The sequence below is a fragment of the Oerskovia sp. NPDC060338 genome (assembly GCF_042726295.1).
GTDB lineage: Bacteria > Actinomycetota > Actinomycetes > Actinomycetales > Cellulomonadaceae > Oerskovia > Oerskovia merdavium.
Map to the genome: position 1 here is coordinate 378,192 of NZ_JBHXCQ010000003.1, position 15,217 is coordinate 393,408.

Sequence of the window (15,217 nt, forward strand, 5' to 3'; positions counted from 1 at the left end):
TCTTTCTGAGCCGAGGGCGCGCGTGGTCGGCCCTCAGCCACTCCCCTCGTCGCGCTGAGACCTCTGGCCCCGTGTGCCCATGTCCCCCCATGAGGAGCACGATGACGCCGCCGCACACCACCACCGAGGCGACCCCGGTCGCCGACCGGTCGGCCGGCAGCAGCCCCGCCACCCCGGCAGAGGCCACCGTCGGCACGACCGCCGCGACCACCCCGCAGACACCCGACGGCGCCGCTCCCCCCACGCGTCCGGCCCGCCCTGCACGGGTCGCCCGCCCCAACGGACAGTGGGCCGTCGACGGCAAGGAACCGCTCAACGGCAACGAGAAGTGGAAGCAGGAGGACGGCGGGCTCTCGGTGCGCCAGCGCATCGAGGACGTCTACTCGCGCGAGGGCTTCGACTCGATCTCGGGCGACGACCTGCACGGCCGCTTCCGCTGGTGGGGCCTGTACACGCAGCGCAAGCCCGGGATCGACGGCGGGCGCACGGCCCAGCTCGAGCCGCACGAGCTCGAGGACAAGTACTTCATGCTCCGCGTGCGCATCGACGGCGGCGCGGTGAGCACCGAGCAGCTCCGGGTCATCGCGGACATCTCCCGGGACTTCGGACGCGACAGCGCCGACATCACCGACCGCCAGAACATCCAGCTCCACTGGGTCGAGGTCGAGAACGTCCCGGAGATCTGGCGCCGGCTCGAGTCCGTCGGCCTGCAGACCACCGAGGCCTGCGGCGACGTCCCGCGCGTCGTGCTCGGAAGCCCCGTGGCAGGGATCGCGGCCGACGAGCTGATCGACCCCGCCCGCGTCATCAAGGAGATCACCGACAAGTACATCGGCGTCCCCGAGCTAGCGAACCTCCCCCGCAAGTTCAAGACCGCCGTCACGGGTCACCCGTCCCAGGACGTCGTCCACGAGATCAACGACGTCGGGTTCGTCGCGCTCGAGCACCCCGAGCTGGGCGTCGGGTTCGACCTGTGGGTCGGCGGCGGCCTGTCGGCGAACCCCCGCCTGGGCGAGCGCCTCGGTGCCTTCGTGACCGAGGAGCAGGTCGCCGACGTGTGGCACGGAGTGGTCCAGATCTTCCGCGACTACGGGTACCGCCGGCTGCGCAACAAGGCGCGCCTGAAGTTCCTGCTCGCGGACTGGGGGCCCACGAAGTTCCGCGAGGTCCTCGAGACCGAGTACCTGGGCTACGCGCTGCCCGACGGCCCGCCCGCCCCGCAGCCCACCCAGCCGGGCGACCACGTCGGCGTGCACAAGCAGAAGGACGGCCTCAACTACATCGGCGCGGCCCCCTACGTGGGGCGGGTCTCGGGGAGCATCCTTGCGGCCGTCGCGGACCTCGCCGAGTCGGCCGGCTCGCAGCGCGTGCGGTTCACGCCGCACCAGAAGCTGCTCGTGCTCGACGTCCCCGACGAGCACCTCGAGCGCGTGGTCTCGGGTCTCAAGGAGCAGGGCCTCGACGCCGACCCGAGCCCCTTCCGCCGCAGCACCATCGCGTGCACGGGCATCGAGTACTGCAAGCTCGCGATCGTCGAGACCAAGGCCTCGGCGAGCCGCGCGATCGACGACCTCGAGAAGCGCCTGGGCGACCTGTCCGCGATGAAGCCGCTCTCGCTGCACATCAACGGCTGCCCCAACTCGTGCGCCCGCATCCAGACCGCGGACATCGGCCTCAAGGGTCAGCTCGTGCTGGACGACGAGGGCAACCAGGTCCCCGGCTTCCAGGTGCACCTCGGTGGCGGGCTCGCCTCGGACGACCGCGCCGAGGCGGGCATGGGCCGCACGGTCCGTGGCCTCAAGGTCACCAACGACGACCTGCCCGAGTACGTCGAGCGCGTCGTGCGCCAGTTCGAGAAGGAGAAGGACGGCACCGAGACCTTCGCCCAGTGGGCGCACCGTGCGGACGAGGAGTCGCTGCGATGAGCGGGACGACCACCACCCCGGGCGACGGCCTCGACGTGACGGGCGCGGCGCCGTCGGGCACACCGGGCGCCACGACGGGCAGCGACCCGCTCGCCGCGCTGCGCGCCGCCGCCACGGCGCGCACCGAGGCTCGCGCCGCGTCCAAGGCCGCGCACGCGGCCCGCCGGGCCCAGGACGAGCGCCCCAAGCGGTCGGCCGACGAGCTGCGCGCGATCGTCGAGCGCGGCCAGGCCGAGCTGCACGGCTCGGGCCTGGGTGCCGCCGACGAAGCGACCGCCGAGCAGGTCGTCGCGTGGGCCGTGCGCGAGTTCGGCGACTCGATCGCCGTCGCGTGCTCCATGGCCGACGCGGTCCTGCCGCACATCGTCGCGCAGCAGGCACCCTGGGTCGACGTCCTGTTCCTCGAGACCAGCTACCACTTCCCCGAGACCACGGGGACGCGCGACGCCGTCGAGCAGCAGATGGAGGTCACGATCGTCGACGTCCTGCCCCGGCTCACGGTCGCCCAGCAGGACGAGGCGCACGGCAAGGACCTCTGGTCGCGCGACCCCGCCGCGTGCTGCGCGATGCGCAAGGTCGAACCGTTGACACGCACGCTCGGCGAGTACGAGGTCTGGGTCACGGGCGTGCGTCGCGACGAGGCACCGACCCGTACCAGCACCCCGCTCGTGACCTGGGACGAGAAGAACGGGCTGGTCAAGATCAACCCGCTCGCCGCCTGGTCGTTCGACGACCTGCTCGGCTACGCCGCCGACCACCAGGTTGTCCTCAACCCGCTCCTCAACGACGGGTACCCCTCGATCGGCTGCGCACCCTGCACGCGGCGGGTCGCCCCCGGCGAGGACCCGCGCGCGGGCCGCTGGTCGGGGCTCGACAAGACCGAGTGCGGGCTCCACGTATGAGCGCGCCCACCACGAACACGGCGACGCTCCCGTCGACCGCACCGACCACCGCGACCGCACCCCCCACGCACACCGACGAGAAGAGCGACGCCGTGACCGCCCCAGTGGCTTCCCCTGCGGATACCGCCCAGACCTACCGCCTGACCCAGCTCGAGTCCCTCGAGTCCGAGGCCATCCACATCATCCGCGAGGTCGTCGCGGAGTTCGAGCGCCCCGTGCTGCTCTTCAGCGGTGGCAAGGACTCCGTCGTCATGCTGCACCTGGCGACCAAGGCGTTCTGGCCCGCCCCCGTGCCGTTCCCGCTGCTGCACGTCGACACGGGCCACAACTTCCCCGAGGTCCTCGCCTACCGCGACACGACGGTCGCCCGCCTCGGCGCCCGCCTCGAGGTCGCGAGCGTCCAGGACTACCTCGACGACGGCCGCCTGCTCGAACGGGCCGACGGCACGCGCAACCCCCTCCAGACCCAGCCCCTGCTCGACGCCATCACGGGGCACAAGTTCGACGCCGTGTTCGGCGGCGGCCGCCGAGACGAGGAGAAGGCGCGCGCCAAGGAGCGCGTCATCTCGCTGCGCGACGAGTTCGGGCAGTGGGACCCGCGCAACCAGCGCCCCGAGCTGTGGAACCTGTACAACGGTCGTCACCGCCCGGGCGAGCACGTCCGCGCGTTCCCCCTGAGCAACTGGACCGAGCTCGACATCTGGCGCTACATCGCCGCAGAGAAGATCGACCTGCCCAGCCTGTACTACGCGCACGAGCGCGAGATCTTCGAGCGCGACGGCATGCTGCTCGCCGTCGGGCCGTACTCCCAGCCGCGCACCGACGCCGAGGCCTCGAACGTGCGCACCGAGACCGTGCGCTACCGGACGGTGGGCGACATGTCCTGCACGGGCGCGGTCGAGTCCGACTCCTACACGGTCGACGACGTCATCACCGAGGTCGCTGCGACCCGCATCACCGAGCGCGGCGCCACGCGCGCCGACGACCGCATCTCCGAAGCCGCCATGGAAGACCGCAAGAAGGAGGGGTACTTCTAGTGAGCGCCACCACCACGCACCCGCAGCCCGCCGAGGGCTCGGCCGCCCAGGACTCGCCCGTGCTCCCCACGAGCACCCTGCTGCGCCTCGCGACCGCCGGATCCGTCGACGACGGGAAGTCGACGCTCGTCGGCCGCCTGCTGTTCGACTCCAAGTCCGTGCTCGCGGACCAGCTCGACGCCGTCGAGCGCGTCTCGCGCGACCGCGGTCTCGCGACGGCCGACCTCGCACTGCTGACCGACGGCCTGCGCGCCGAGCGCGAGCAGGGCATCACGATCGACGTCGCCTACCGCTACTTCGCGACCGCCAAGCGCTCGTTCATCCTGGCCGACTGCCCCGGGCACGTGCAGTACACGCGCAACACCGTCACGGGGGCCTCGACCGCCGACGTCGTCGTGCTGCTCATCGACGCCCGCAAGGGCCTGCTCGAGCAGACGCGCCGCCACCTCGCGGTCGCGAGCCTCCTGCGCGTCCCGCACGTCATCGTGGCCGTCAACAAGATCGACCTGGTCGACTACAGCCAGGAGCGCTACGAGGAGCTCGCCGACCAGATCCGCGAGGCCGCGGCCTCGCTCGGCGTCCCCCACATCCTCACGCTGCCCGTCTCGGCGCTCGAGGGCGTCAACGTCGTCGACCGCTCGGGCGGCCCGGGCGGCAAGACCCCCTGGTACGACGGACCGAGCCTGCTCGACCTGCTCGAGGAGCTCCCTGCCGCAGAGACCCCGGACACCGAGGCGTTCCGCTTCCCCGTCCAGGTGGTCCTGCGCCCCCAGGGCGCTGCCCTCGAAGAGCGTTTCCGCGACTACCGCGGGTACGCCGGGCAGATCGCCTCGGGCGTCGTCCGCGTGGGCGACGAGATCTTGGTCCTGCCCAGCGGGAGGAGGAGCACGGTCGAGGGCATCGACACGGCCGACGGCACTCTCGCCGAGGCCTTCGCCCCCCAGTCGGTCACGATCCGCCTCACGGACGAGATCGACATCGCCCGCGGCGACCTCATCGCCGCCGCGGTCGACGCACCCCAGGTCACGCAGGACGTCGAGGGCACCGTCGCGTGGCTCAGCGACAAGACGCTGCGCCCCGGCACCCGCGTCCTGCTCAAGCACACGACCCGCACCGTGCAGGCCGTGGTGCGCGACGTCGTCGGGCGCCTGGACCTCGACACGGCCGAGCTCGAGCCCGCGGAAGCGCTCGAGCTCAACGACATCGGGCGCGTCACGTTGCGCCTCGCCTCCCCCGTCGCGGCCGAGGAGTACATCACCTCGCGTCGCACCGGTGCTTTCCTCCTGATCGACGGTCAGGACGGCGGCACCCTTGCAGCAGGAATGGTCGGAGACGCTCTGGCGGCCGTGCGATGTCCTTCGCAGCGCCCCGTGCAGTACGCGATCTGAGGTCACCCGACCACCGCAGGTAGGGGCCCGGACCACCGGGCCCTCGGATCGCGTACTGCATGGATCGGCGCTGCCGGGACTCGACACGTCCACCGCCAGGCACCCTCCGACCATCCAGAAGGATCTTCCATGAACACCTCGTCCCGCCCGACCCGCCTCACCCGAGCCGGCACGTCACGACACCGCTCCGCCCGGACCCGCTCCGCGGTCGCGGCGCTCGCCGTCGCGCCCTTGCTCCTGCTCGCCGCCTGCTCGACGGGCACGTCCGACGCCGCCGACAGCCCCGCCGCCTCGTCCGGCCCGGCCGACGAGCTGCGCCTCGGGTACTTCGCGAACGTCACCCACGCCCCCGCGCTCGTCGGGGTCGCGGGCGGCCAGTTCGAGGAGGCCCTGGGCGACACCACGCTCACGACCCAGGTCTTCAACGCCGGCCCCGCCGCGATCGAGGCCCTCAACGCCGGGGCCATCGACGCCACGTTCATCGGCCCCAACCCCGCGATCAACAACTTCGTGAAGTCGAACGGCGAGGCCGTGCGCATCATCGCGGGCTCGACGTCGGGCGGTGCGCAGCTCGTCGTGCGCGACGGGATCGACACGGCCGCCGACCTCGAGGGCACCAAGATCGCCTCGCCCCAGCTCGGCGGGACCCAGGACGTCGCGCTGCGCGCCTGGCTCACCGAGAACGGCCTGGAGAACGACATCCAGGGCGGCGGAGACGTCGCGGTCACCCCGACCGAGAACGCCCAGACCCTCACGCTGTTCCAGAACGGCGAGCTCGACGGCGGCTGGCTGCCCGAGCCGTGGGCCTCGCGCCTCGTGCTCGACGCCGGTGCGCACGTCCTGGTCGACGAGAAGGACCTGTGGGACGACGGCCAGTTCCTCACCACGCACCTGATCGTCCGCACCGACTTCCTCGAGGAGCACCCGGAGACGGTCGAGGCGCTGCTGCGCGGCGAGGTCGCGGCGATCGACTGGCTCGACGTCAACCCCGACGAGGCCAAGACCCTCGTCAACGGCGAGATCGAGAAGATCGCCGGGAAGCCCCTGTCGGACGCGGTCCTCGACCGTGCCTTCACCAACATCACCTTCACGACGGACCCGCTCGCGGGCACGCTCAACACCTTGCTCGAGGACGGCGTGACGGCCGGGACCACCACCGAGGCGGACCTGAACGGCATCTACGACCTGAGTCTCCTCAACAAGGTGCTGACGGAGGCCGGTCAGCCGACCGTCTCCGCCGCCGGTCTCGGCAAGGAGTAGCACCATGACCACCACGTCCCCCGCCCGCACGGGCTCACCGGCCGGCACCCCTCTCGACGAGGGCACCGGCCCCACGACCGGCGTCCGCCTGCGCGGCGTGTCCAAGCGGTTCTCCCCGACGGGCGCCCCGGTGCTCGAGGGGATCGACCTGGACATCGCGCAGGGCGAGTTCGTCTGCCTGCTCGGAGCCTCGGGCTGCGGCAAGTCGACGCTGCTCAACATCGTCGCGGGTCTGGAGCGCCCGACCACGGGGGACGTGGAGGTCGCCGGGGGCGGCGCAGCCCTGATGTTCCAGGAGTCCGCGCTGTTCCCCTGGCTCACCGCGAGCCGCAACATCGAGCTCGCGCTGAAGTTTCGCGGTGTCCCGCGCGCGGAGCGTCGTGAGCGGGCCGCCGAGCTGCTCTCGCTCGTGCGGCTCGACGGCTCGGGCGACAAGCGCGTCCACGAGCTCTCGGGCGGCATGCGCCAGCGCGTGGCGCTCGCCCGCTCGCTCGCCCAGGAGCGGGACGTCCTGCTCATGGACGAACCCTTCGCCGCGCTCGACGCCATCACGCGCGACCTGCTCCACGACGAGCTCGAGCGCGTCTGGGAGCAGACCGGGCGCACCATCGTCTTCATCACGCACAACGTCCGCGAGGCCGTGCGGCTCGGGCAGCGCGTGCTGCTGATGTCGTCGCGCCCCGGACGCATCGTGCGCGAGTGGGACGTCGACGTGTACGGCGCGAACGAGCAACGCAGCATCGAGGCCGCCGCCGCGTCGCGCCTCGCGACCGAGATCACCAACGACCTCCGTGAGGAGATCCGCCGTCATGCCGTCTGAGACCCTGACCCCGCGCGACGAGGCCCGTCCTGGCTCCGTCGCGGCCGAGAGTCCCACCACCCAACCCGTCGACGAGGCGAGCGCACCCCGCGAGGTGGGCGCCGTCGTCGGGCACGCCAAGGACGTGGGCGACATCGAGGCGGGGCTCGACGCCCTCCAGACGAGCGTCGCGCCCACCGCGAGCCGGTGGTCCAAGGTCTTCCAGGCCGTGTACCCGCCCGTGCTCGCGATCGCGATCCTGCTCGCGGTCTGGCAGGTCCTGGTGTGGCTCGAGGTCCAGCCCATCTACAACCTGCCCGGACCCACCCAGGTCTGGGAGGCCGTGACCCGGGCCGCCGCGAGCGGCACGCTCTGGCAGGCGCTCGGCACGAGCCTCTCGCGCGGTGTCCTGGGATTCCTCGCAGCCGTCGCGATCGGTACCCCGCTCGGCATCCTCGTGGCGCGCGTGCGCTGGGTCCGGGTGTCGTTCGGGCCCATCATCACGGGCCTGCAGGTGCTGCCGTCGGTCGCCTGGGTGCCCGCGGGCATCATCTGGTTCGGGCTGTCGGACGCCACGGTGTACTTCGTGATCCTCATGGGCGCGGTCCCGTCGATCATCAACGGGATCGTGTCCGGCGTGGACCAGGTGCCGCCGCTGTACCGGCGCGTGGGCCAGGTCCTGGGCGCGGGCCGCTTCCAGATGATCAAGGACGTGATCCTGCCGGCAGCGTTCCCCGGCTACCTCGCTGGCCTCAAGCAGGGCTGGGCGTTCTCGTGGCGCTCGCTCATGGCCGCGGAGATCATCGCGGTCGGCGGCGGGATCGGGTTCGGGCTGGGGGCCTTCCTCCAGCAGGGCCGCGAGCTGTCCGACATGGCGCTCGTCTTCACCGCGATCCTGCTGATCCTCGTGGTCGGCATGGTCATCGAGCTGCTGTTCTTCGCCCCGGTCGAGAAGACCATGCTGCGTCGCCGCGGACTTGCTCCCGAGACCTCCGCGAGCAAGGGCTCGGGGTGGCTGCTGCGCCGGCGTGAGCTGGCTTCGGCCGCTCTCGGGCGATGATGGGCGCATGAACTCTGAGCTCTACCCCCTCGGTCTGCGGATCGCGGGCCGTCCGGTCGTCGTCGTGGGCGGGGGTCCCGTGGCCGCGCGCCGCGCGCGGTCGCTCGTCGGAGCGGGCGCGCACGTGCGCGTCGTGGCCCCCGAGGTCTGCGAGGACCTGGCCGCGCTGGTCGCCCTCCCCGCGCCCGACGGCGCGACTCACCTGCCCGACGGCGCGGGGCCCCTCGACGGGTCCGGCGCGCCTGGGCCCGTGGTCGCGTGGGACGCACGCGCGTTCCGCCCGGGCGACCTCGAGGGCGCGTGGCTCGTGCACACCGCGACCGGTTCGCCCGAGGTCGACGCGCAGGTCGCGGCCGAGGCCGAGGCGCTGCGCATCTTCTGCGTGAACGCGGGTGACGCCGAGGCCGGGACCGCCTGGGTGCCCGCGGTCGCGCGGGTCACGGTGGGCGGCACGGCGGCCGGTGCGTCGGCCGCGGCAGACGCACCGGGCACGTACGGCACCGTCGGCACCGACGGTGCCGAGATCACGGTCGCCGTCAACGCGGGGCGCGACCCGCGCCGGGCGCAGCGCATCCGGGACGCGATCGACGCCCTGCTCTCGACGGGCGACCTTCCCCTGCGTCAGGCCCGCCCGAGCACGGGCGGCGTCGGGACGGTCGCCCTGGTCGGCGGTGGCCCTGGCGACACCGGGCTCATCACGGCGCGCGGGCGGCGGCTGCTCGCGCAGGCCGACGTCGTCGTCACCGACCGGCTGGGCCCGCGTGCCCTGCTCGACGACCTCGGGGACGACGTCGTGATCGTCGACGTCGGCAAGACCCCGGGATTCCACCCGGTTCCGCAGGACGAGATCAACGCTCTGCTGGTCGAGCACGCGCTCGCCGGGCGCAGAGTTGTACGACTCAAGGGCGGCGATCCGTACGTGTTCGGGCGCGGGGGCGAGGAGCTCATCGCGTGCGAGGAGCACGGCATTCCGGTCGAGGTGGTGCCCGGCGTCACGAGCGCGGTCTCGGTGCCCGCTGCGGTCGGGATCCCGGTCACGCACCGCGGCTGGTCGCGAGGGTTCACGGTGCTGACCGGGCACGAGGACATCGGCAAGGTCCCAGCGGCAGCGGACCACACCGTGATCCTCCTCATGGGCGTCTCGCGGCTGCGCGACTCGGCCGCGGCCCTCGTGGCCTCCGGGCGGTCACCGCGGACGCCGGTCGCCGTGGTCGAGGACGGCTACGGCCCGCGCCAGCGCTCGACCGTCGGCACGCTCGAGACCATCGCCGACGTCGCCGCGGCCGCCGGGGTCCGTGCCCCGGCCGTGACCGTCATCGGGGACGTGGTCCGCGTCAGCCCCGCGTGGCGGGCGGCCGGGCTGGACTGAGGCCCGCGGTCGGCCGGGGACCCGCTCGAGCAGGCCGAGCCGCCCAGAGACCCGCGAGAACGTCGAGGGGCCCGTCGTCCTGTGGACGACGGGCCCCTCGGGTCCTGCGAAGGCTGCGCTCAGGCCTGCGGGGCCAGTGCGGCGATCATCGGGTCGTCCTTCTCGATCATGCCCATCTTCGCCGCACCACCCGGCGACCCCAGGTCGTCGAAGAACTCCACGTTCGCCCGGTAGTAGTCGCTCCACTCCGAGGGCACGTCGTCCTCGTAGTAGATCGCCTCCACCGGGCACACCGGCTCGCACGCACCACAGTCCACGCACTCGTCAGGATGGATGTACAACGACCGCTTGCCCTCGTAGATGCAGTCCACCGGACACTCCTCGATGCACGCCTTGTCCTTCACGTCCACACAAGGCTGAGCAATCACGTACGTCACGTCGGAGGTCCTTTTCGTCGGGCCGGAGGGCTTCACCCGGCTCCCTCCAGGCTATCGCCCCACCCGGCTGCAGCGTGCCCCTTCTCACCTGCTAATACGGCCAGATCTCGCGGTTCGTCGGGGGTCCTCGGAGCGAGCCGACGGGCTCAGAGGAGGCGCCGGGCAGCGGCCCACCGCGTGAGCTCGTGGCGCGAGGAGAGCTGGAGCTTGCGCAGCACCGACGACACGTGGGTCTCGACCGTCTTGACCGAGATGAAGAGCTCCGAGGCGACCTCGCGGTAGGCGTAGCCGCGCGCGATGAGACGCATGACCTCCTGCTCGCGGGCCGAGAGCCGGTCGAGCTCGTCGTCGGCGACCGCGACGTCGGCCTGCCCGGTGCCGAACGCGTCGAGCACGAACCCCGCGAGCCGAGGCGAGAAGACCGCGTCGCCGCTCGCGACCTGGACGACCGCACCCGCCAGGTCCGGACCCGAGATCGCCTTGGTCACGTAGCCGCGGGCTCCCGCCCGGATGACCGCCACGACGTCCTCGGCCGCGTCGGAGACCGACAGAGCGAGGAACCGCGTGGAGCCCAGGAGGTCGGAGCAGCGGGTGATGACCTCAGCCCCGCCTCCGCCGTTGCCGCCAGGGAGGTGCACGTCGAGCAGGACGACCGGGGGCCTCAGGGCGCGGATGGCCTCGACGGCACCGTCGACGCTGTCCGCCTCGCCCACGATGTCCACGCGGCCGTCGAGGCTCGCGCGGACCCCCGCACGGAACATGTGGTGGTCGTCGACGAGGACGACCGGGACGGGCGCACCCGGGAGCGTGGTCGGCTCGGGGTTCGGGATGGTGGTCACGTGCGCTCCTGGGTCGTGCGGGCGATGGGCTCGGGCTGCGGCGCGGGGCCCGTGGAGGGCGTCGGTGCAGGCCGCGCCCCGTTCCGGGCCGGCCCGCCGGGCGTCGTGCCCGCGTCGGGCTCTCCCGGCATCCTAGGTCCGGGAGCACCTGCGGCGGCCGTCGGGGCCGCCGGCTCGCCCTCGGCCTCCGCGGCACGTGGCACCTTGAGCCGCACCTCGGTCCCCCAACCTGGCCGCGACACGACCTCGGCCTGCCCTCCACGCCGCGTCACGCGCCCGATGATCGACTCGCGCACGCCGAACCGGTCCTGGGCGATGTCCTTCATCTCGAACCCGTCGCCGCGGTCGCGCACGAACACCTCGACCATGTCGTCGGACACCTCGAGGTAGACCGAGACGGGCGGGCGGCCGTGCGCGACGGCGTTGACGAGCGCCTCGCGCGTGGCCTGGAGGAGCGCCGTGGTCTCGTCGGTCGGCACGCAGTCCCCCACGACGACGACGTCGACCACGACCGCGGCCGTCCCGGCCGACCCACCGTCACCGACCGTCTCCGCGGCGCTCACGCCTGCGGTGCTCGCGGCGCCGGCCGCGAGCCGCCAGCTCTGACGGTCCTCGACCTCGCCCACGAGCGTGCGGAGCTCGGCCGCGAGCGACGTACCAGGAGCTGGTCGATCGTTGTACAGCCACTCACGGAGCTCGCGCTCCTGCGCACGCGCGAGGCGTGCCACGGTGTCCGCGTCGGCCGCGCTGGCCCGGATGAGCGCGAGCGTCTGCAGGACCGAGTCGTGCAGGTGGGCCGCGATGTCCGCCCGCTCGGCCTCGCGTGCCCGGGCCGCGCGCTCGTCGCCGAGCTCGCGCACGAGCCGCAGCCACCACGGAGCGAGCACGATCGCCGCGCCCGCGAGCACCGCGAGCGACGCGACGGTCGCCCGGACCATGTCCGAGGCCGTCGAGTCCTGGCCGACCAAGAGCAGGACCCCGACCAGGACCAGGACCAGCCCGCCCGCGAGCCGCAGCACCCCGGCAGGTGTCCGCCCTCCCGCGCGCGAGAGCCAGCGTCCTCGCTGCGCGGCGTCGAGCTGAGACCACGCGAGGGCGGTCCCCGCGAGCGCGATGAGCACGGGCAGGACCCACGAGACCTCGACGTCGACCCCTGCGCGGGCCGCCACCAGGACCGCGGCCCCGCTCAGCAGGACCACACCGATCGCGACGTCGCGCACCGGGAGCTTGCGCACGCGCCCCTGCAGGCGGGGCGCGATCCGCCGGAGCGAGGTGGGACGCTCCTCGTCCGCGGCCTGCGCCGGGTCGCCCACGGGCACCGTGACCCAGAGGAAGACGTAGAGGACGATCCCCGCGCCGCCCGCGAGGGCGAGCAGGACCATCACGAAGCGCATCGCGCCCACGGGCAGGTCGAGGTGCAGCGACAGCCCTCGGCACACGCCACCGACCCAGCGTCCCTGCTCGGGGCGCCGGAGCGGGAGTCGCCTGGCTGGTTGCGCGGTCTGTGTCACCCTCTGATGGTCACACGTCCCGGCGCCCCCACCGGGCGAAACGCCCCCTTGGTCCCTTCCCTGACCGGAAGATCAGGGTCCCGCAGCACGCGATTCAGGGTCCGCTCAGGGGAACACCCGATACCGGCCGGCCGCTGCGCGCGTCAGGCTGGAGCCATGAACACCGAGGACACCTCCCCAGAACCGCCGGCCGGGAGCTCCGCACCGACCGGGGCGGCCCAGCAGACCGCCGGCACGCCCTTCTCCGCGAACGGTCCGGCCCCCGCGGGTCCCGACGGTCCGCCCGCGAACCCGCCGACCCAGTCGACCGGGATGGACAGCTTCTTCGACGCCGTCCGACGTCTCGGCATCTCCCGCTCGGACGACCGCTGGATCGGTGGCGTCGCCGGCGGGATCGCCGACCGGTTCGGGATCGACCCCCTCATCGTGCGGGGTCTCCTGGTCGTCTCGGTCTTTCTCTCGGGAGCCGGCCTCGTCCTGTACGGCGTCGCCTGGGCTCTCCTCCCCGAGGCCCGCGACGGCCGCATCCACCTGCAGCAGACGGTCCGCGGCGACTTCGACGTCGCGATGCTCGGAGCGGCCGCGACGACCATCGTCGGCCTGAGCTGGAGCACCGGCTGGTCGTCCTGGTGGCACTTCGCAGGGCTCGAGTGGCTCAACGGGCTGTTCTGGACCGCCGCGGTGATCGTCGTGATCGTGCTGGTCGTCAACCGTCGCAACGACAAGCGCGCCGCCTACACCGCGGCCCAGCACACGCAGCAGCAGGCCCCGCCGGTCGCCCAGCCCGGCCAGCCCTACCCCGCTCAGCCGTTCGGACCGGGCGTCGCGCCGTCCCAGCAGGGCCACCAGGGGAACGCCTGGCAGCACGGCCGCCCCGGCCAGCCCACGCAGGCACGCCCCCCGTACGGAGCTCCCGCCCCGGGCGCCGCACCCGGGGTGACGTACCCCGCGACCCCCGCGGCGCCGTCGGGCCCCGCGTACACCGCCTCCGCTCCCCTGCCCCCGCAGGGCTACGCGGGCCAGCGCCCCGTCCCGCCCGTCCCGCCCCAGGCCTACGCGGCCCAGCAGGCCGCCGCACAGCAGGCCGCGCGCGCCCAGGAGCAGGCCCGACGCCAGGCCCAGCGCGAGGCCGACCGGCTGCGCCGCCTCGAGGAGCAGCGCGCCCGCGCCGCCCGACGCCCCCGCGGCCCGGGCACCGCGATCGTCGGGATCACGCTCGGCGTGAGCCTGCTCGGCGCAGCGGTCCTCATGCTGCTCGAGCGTCGCGCCGTGATCGACGTGCCGTTCTTCTACACGTGGATCGGCGCGACGATCATCCTCCTCGGCCTCGGCGTCGTGATCTCGGGCCTGCGTGGCCGCACGAGCGGAGCCCTGGGCGGGCTCGCGATCGTCGCGACGATCATCGCGCTCCCGATCGCCGGCTGGAGCTCGGTCGACCGCTTCGACGTGAACCTCCAGGGCCGCGCGTCCGACTCGACCTACACGGTCACCTCGGTCCAGGACGCCGAGAACGGGTTCGCCTTCACGTTCGGTGACCCCGTCGTCGACCTGAGCCAGCTCGACCTGAGCACGGTCGGTGAGGACCCGGTCGTCGTGCCCGTCGACCTGCGCGCCGGGGACCTCACCGTGATCGTGCCCTCGGGCGTCCCGGTCGAGGCCGAGGTCCGCGTCCTCGCGGGCAACGCGACCTGGACCGTCGACGGCGAGCGCCGCAGCATCAACGGCGTCAACACCCGCCCGCACACCTTCACCACCGACTCCGTCTCCGACGGCGCCGACCCCGTGCTCCTGCTCGAGGTCGACGTCGCCGCGGGAGACGTCACCATCCGGGAGGAATCATGACCACCGAGAAGAACCCCTACGAGTCCGACGACCACAACGAGACTCAGGCCCTCCCCCCGGTCGACCCGACGATCGAGCTCGCGGCCGCGCAGAGCGAGACGGCCGAGGAGACGGGAGCCAGGGCCGAGGAGGCCGACGGCGACCCCGACGCGACGCAGGTCCTGGAGGCGGCCGCTCCGTCCGAGGCCGACCTGGCCGACGAGCTCTTCCGGACCGAGGCGACCCAGGCGCTGCCCGTCGCCGAGCCCACCCAGGCTCTCCCGGTGACGCCTCCCACCCAGGCGCTGCCCGTCTGGGAGGCTGCGCCGACGCACACGCAGGCCTACCCCGTGCAGGACGCGCCCGTCGACCCCGAGCCCGCCGCCGCGAGCGTGCCGGCACCGGCCCCCGCTCCGGCGGTGGCGACGCCCGCTCCCGCGGTCGACCCGGCCGCGCAGTGGAACACCACGGCGCAGCAGAAGGCGAACCTCGCCCCGAGCGGCACGGTCCCCGGGGAGGACCCGCGCAACCGGGGCCTGCGCGTGGGCACGGTCGTGTGGGGATTCGTCATCGTCGCGGTGGGCGCGGGCATCCTCGCCCTGGCCCTCGGTGCGACGTACGACCTGGACGTCGCGCTCATCGCCCTGCTGAGCGTCGCGGGCCTGGTGCTCGTGGTCGGCTCGATCGTGTCGAGCGCACGTCGCAACGCCCGCGAGAGAGCTCACCGGTGACTCCCCTTCCTTGAGTGCGTGGTTCGGCTGCGACACGCCCGGCGTGTCGCAGCCGAATCACCAGAGGGGGGTATAAAAAAAAACCACACCACCCCACGAAAAGTGCGAGGGGGTTGAGGGGGTGGGGGGGTGTGAGGG

General features: G+C 72.9%; 13 protein-coding genes. 10 read left to right on the forward strand and 3 right to left on the reverse strand.

What is annotated here, in order from left to right; genetic code table 11:
- The first annotated feature begins 101 nt into the window (after positions 1-101).
- The 8 genes from ACFWGN_RS05760 to cobA all read left to right on the forward strand — a co-directional run bounded on the left by ACFWGN_RS05760 (position 102) and on the right by cobA (position 9,740).
- Complete coding sequence (locus ACFWGN_RS05760) at positions 102-1,925, forward strand: nitrite/sulfite reductase (RefSeq protein WP_377616066.1); 1,824 nt, start codon at positions 102-104, stop codon at positions 1,923-1,925.
- Positions 1,922-2,827 carry a phosphoadenylyl-sulfate reductase gene (locus ACFWGN_RS05765; RefSeq protein ID WP_377616067.1) on the forward strand — a complete coding sequence of 302 codons (906 nt, stop codon included), beginning with the start codon at positions 1,922-1,924 and terminating at the stop codon, positions 2,825-2,827. Before ACFWGN_RS05760 ends, ACFWGN_RS05765 begins: the two co-directional genes overlap by 4 nt.
- Positions 2,824-3,864 (forward strand): sulfate adenylyltransferase subunit CysD, encoded by a 1,041-nt coding sequence (cysD, locus tag ACFWGN_RS05770; RefSeq protein ID WP_377616068.1) that lies wholly within the window; start codon positions 2,824-2,826, stop codon positions 3,862-3,864. The genes ACFWGN_RS05765 and cysD overlap by 4 nt, the downstream gene beginning before the upstream one ends.
- A gap of 59 nt (positions 3,865-3,923) precedes the next feature.
- A complete protein-coding gene (locus tag ACFWGN_RS05775; RefSeq protein WP_377616086.1) occupies positions 3,924-5,252 on the forward strand; it encodes a sulfate adenylyltransferase subunit 1 in 1,329 nt (442 codons plus the stop codon).
- A gap of 129 nt (positions 5,253-5,381) precedes the next feature.
- Positions 5,382-6,512 carry an ABC transporter substrate-binding protein gene (locus ACFWGN_RS05780; RefSeq protein WP_377616069.1) on the forward strand — a complete coding sequence of 377 codons (1,131 nt, stop codon included), beginning with the start codon at positions 5,382-5,384 and terminating at the stop codon, positions 6,510-6,512.
- 4 nt (positions 6,513-6,516) lie between these two features.
- Entirely contained in the window at positions 6,517-7,332 is an 816-nt protein-coding gene (locus ACFWGN_RS05785) for an ABC transporter ATP-binding protein (protein WP_354511130.1), read from the forward strand.
- Positions 7,322-8,371: an ABC transporter permease gene (locus tag ACFWGN_RS05790; RefSeq protein ID WP_377616070.1), complete on the forward strand. Its 1,050-nt coding sequence runs from the start codon at positions 7,322-7,324 to the stop codon at positions 8,369-8,371. The genes ACFWGN_RS05785 and ACFWGN_RS05790 overlap by 11 nt, the downstream gene beginning before the upstream one ends.
- A 7-nt stretch (positions 8,372-8,378) precedes the next feature.
- Positions 8,379-9,740: a uroporphyrinogen-III C-methyltransferase gene (cobA, locus tag ACFWGN_RS05795; RefSeq protein ID WP_377616071.1), complete on the forward strand. Its 1,362-nt coding sequence runs from the start codon at positions 8,379-8,381 to the stop codon at positions 9,738-9,740.
- Positions 9,741-9,859: 119 nt separating this feature from the next.
- Here cobA and fdxA read toward each other — a convergent pair whose 3' ends face one another.
- From fdxA to ACFWGN_RS05810, 3 genes are all read right to left on the reverse strand, one after another.
- Complete coding sequence (gene fdxA, locus ACFWGN_RS05800) at positions 9,860-10,177, reverse strand: ferredoxin (RefSeq protein ID WP_056764260.1); 318 nt, start codon at positions 10,175-10,177, stop codon at positions 9,860-9,862.
- 146 nt (positions 10,178-10,323) lie between these two features.
- Positions 10,324-11,007, reverse strand: a complete 684-nt coding sequence (locus ACFWGN_RS05805) for a response regulator transcription factor (RefSeq protein WP_068627348.1) — start codon at positions 11,005-11,007, stop codon at positions 10,324-10,326.
- A gap of 5 nt (positions 11,008-11,012) precedes the next feature.
- Positions 11,013-12,527, reverse strand: a complete 1,515-nt coding sequence (locus ACFWGN_RS05810; RefSeq protein ID WP_377616072.1) for a PspC domain-containing protein — start codon at positions 12,525-12,527, stop codon at positions 11,013-11,015.
- 156 nt (positions 12,528-12,683) lie between these two features.
- Here ACFWGN_RS05810 and ACFWGN_RS05815 point away from each other — a divergent pair, with 156 nt between their 5' ends.
- Positions 12,684-14,369: a PspC domain-containing protein gene (locus ACFWGN_RS05815; protein WP_377616073.1), complete on the forward strand. Its 1,686-nt coding sequence runs from the start codon at positions 12,684-12,686 to the stop codon at positions 14,367-14,369.
- A complete protein-coding gene (locus ACFWGN_RS05820) occupies positions 14,366-15,079 on the forward strand; it encodes a hypothetical protein (protein WP_377616074.1) in 714 nt (237 codons plus the stop codon). The genes ACFWGN_RS05815 and ACFWGN_RS05820 overlap by 4 nt, the downstream gene beginning before the upstream one ends.
- Positions 15,080-15,217: the final 138 nt, after the last annotated feature.

Excerpts from the sequence above, each read along its gene's own strand:
- cobA (WP_377616071.1), top strand. The coding sequence starts at position 8,379 with ATGAACTCTGAGCTCTACCCCCTCGGTCTGCGGATCGCGGGCCGTCCG.
- ACFWGN_RS05765 (WP_377616067.1), top strand. The coding sequence starts at position 1,922 with ATGAGCGGGACGACCACCACCCCGGGCGACGGCCTCGACGTGACGGGC.
- ACFWGN_RS05790 (WP_377616070.1), top strand. The coding sequence starts at position 7,322 with ATGCCGTCTGAGACCCTGACCCCGCGCGACGAGGCCCGTCCTGGCTCC.
- ACFWGN_RS05780 (WP_377616069.1), top strand. The coding sequence starts at position 5,382 with ATGAACACCTCGTCCCGCCCGACCCGCCTCACCCGAGCCGGCACGTCA.
- ACFWGN_RS05820 (WP_377616074.1), top strand. The coding sequence starts at position 14,366 with ATGACCACCGAGAAGAACCCCTACGAGTCCGACGACCACAACGAGACT.
- cysD (WP_377616068.1), top strand. The coding sequence starts at position 2,824 with ATGAGCGCGCCCACCACGAACACGGCGACGCTCCCGTCGACCGCACCG.
- ACFWGN_RS05760 (WP_377616066.1), top strand. The coding sequence starts at position 102 with ATGACGCCGCCGCACACCACCACCGAGGCGACCCCGGTCGCCGACCGG.
- ACFWGN_RS05785 (WP_354511130.1), top strand. The coding sequence starts at position 6,517 with ATGACCACCACGTCCCCCGCCCGCACGGGCTCACCGGCCGGCACCCCT.
- ACFWGN_RS05815 (WP_377616073.1), top strand. The coding sequence starts at position 12,684 with ATGAACACCGAGGACACCTCCCCAGAACCGCCGGCCGGGAGCTCCGCA.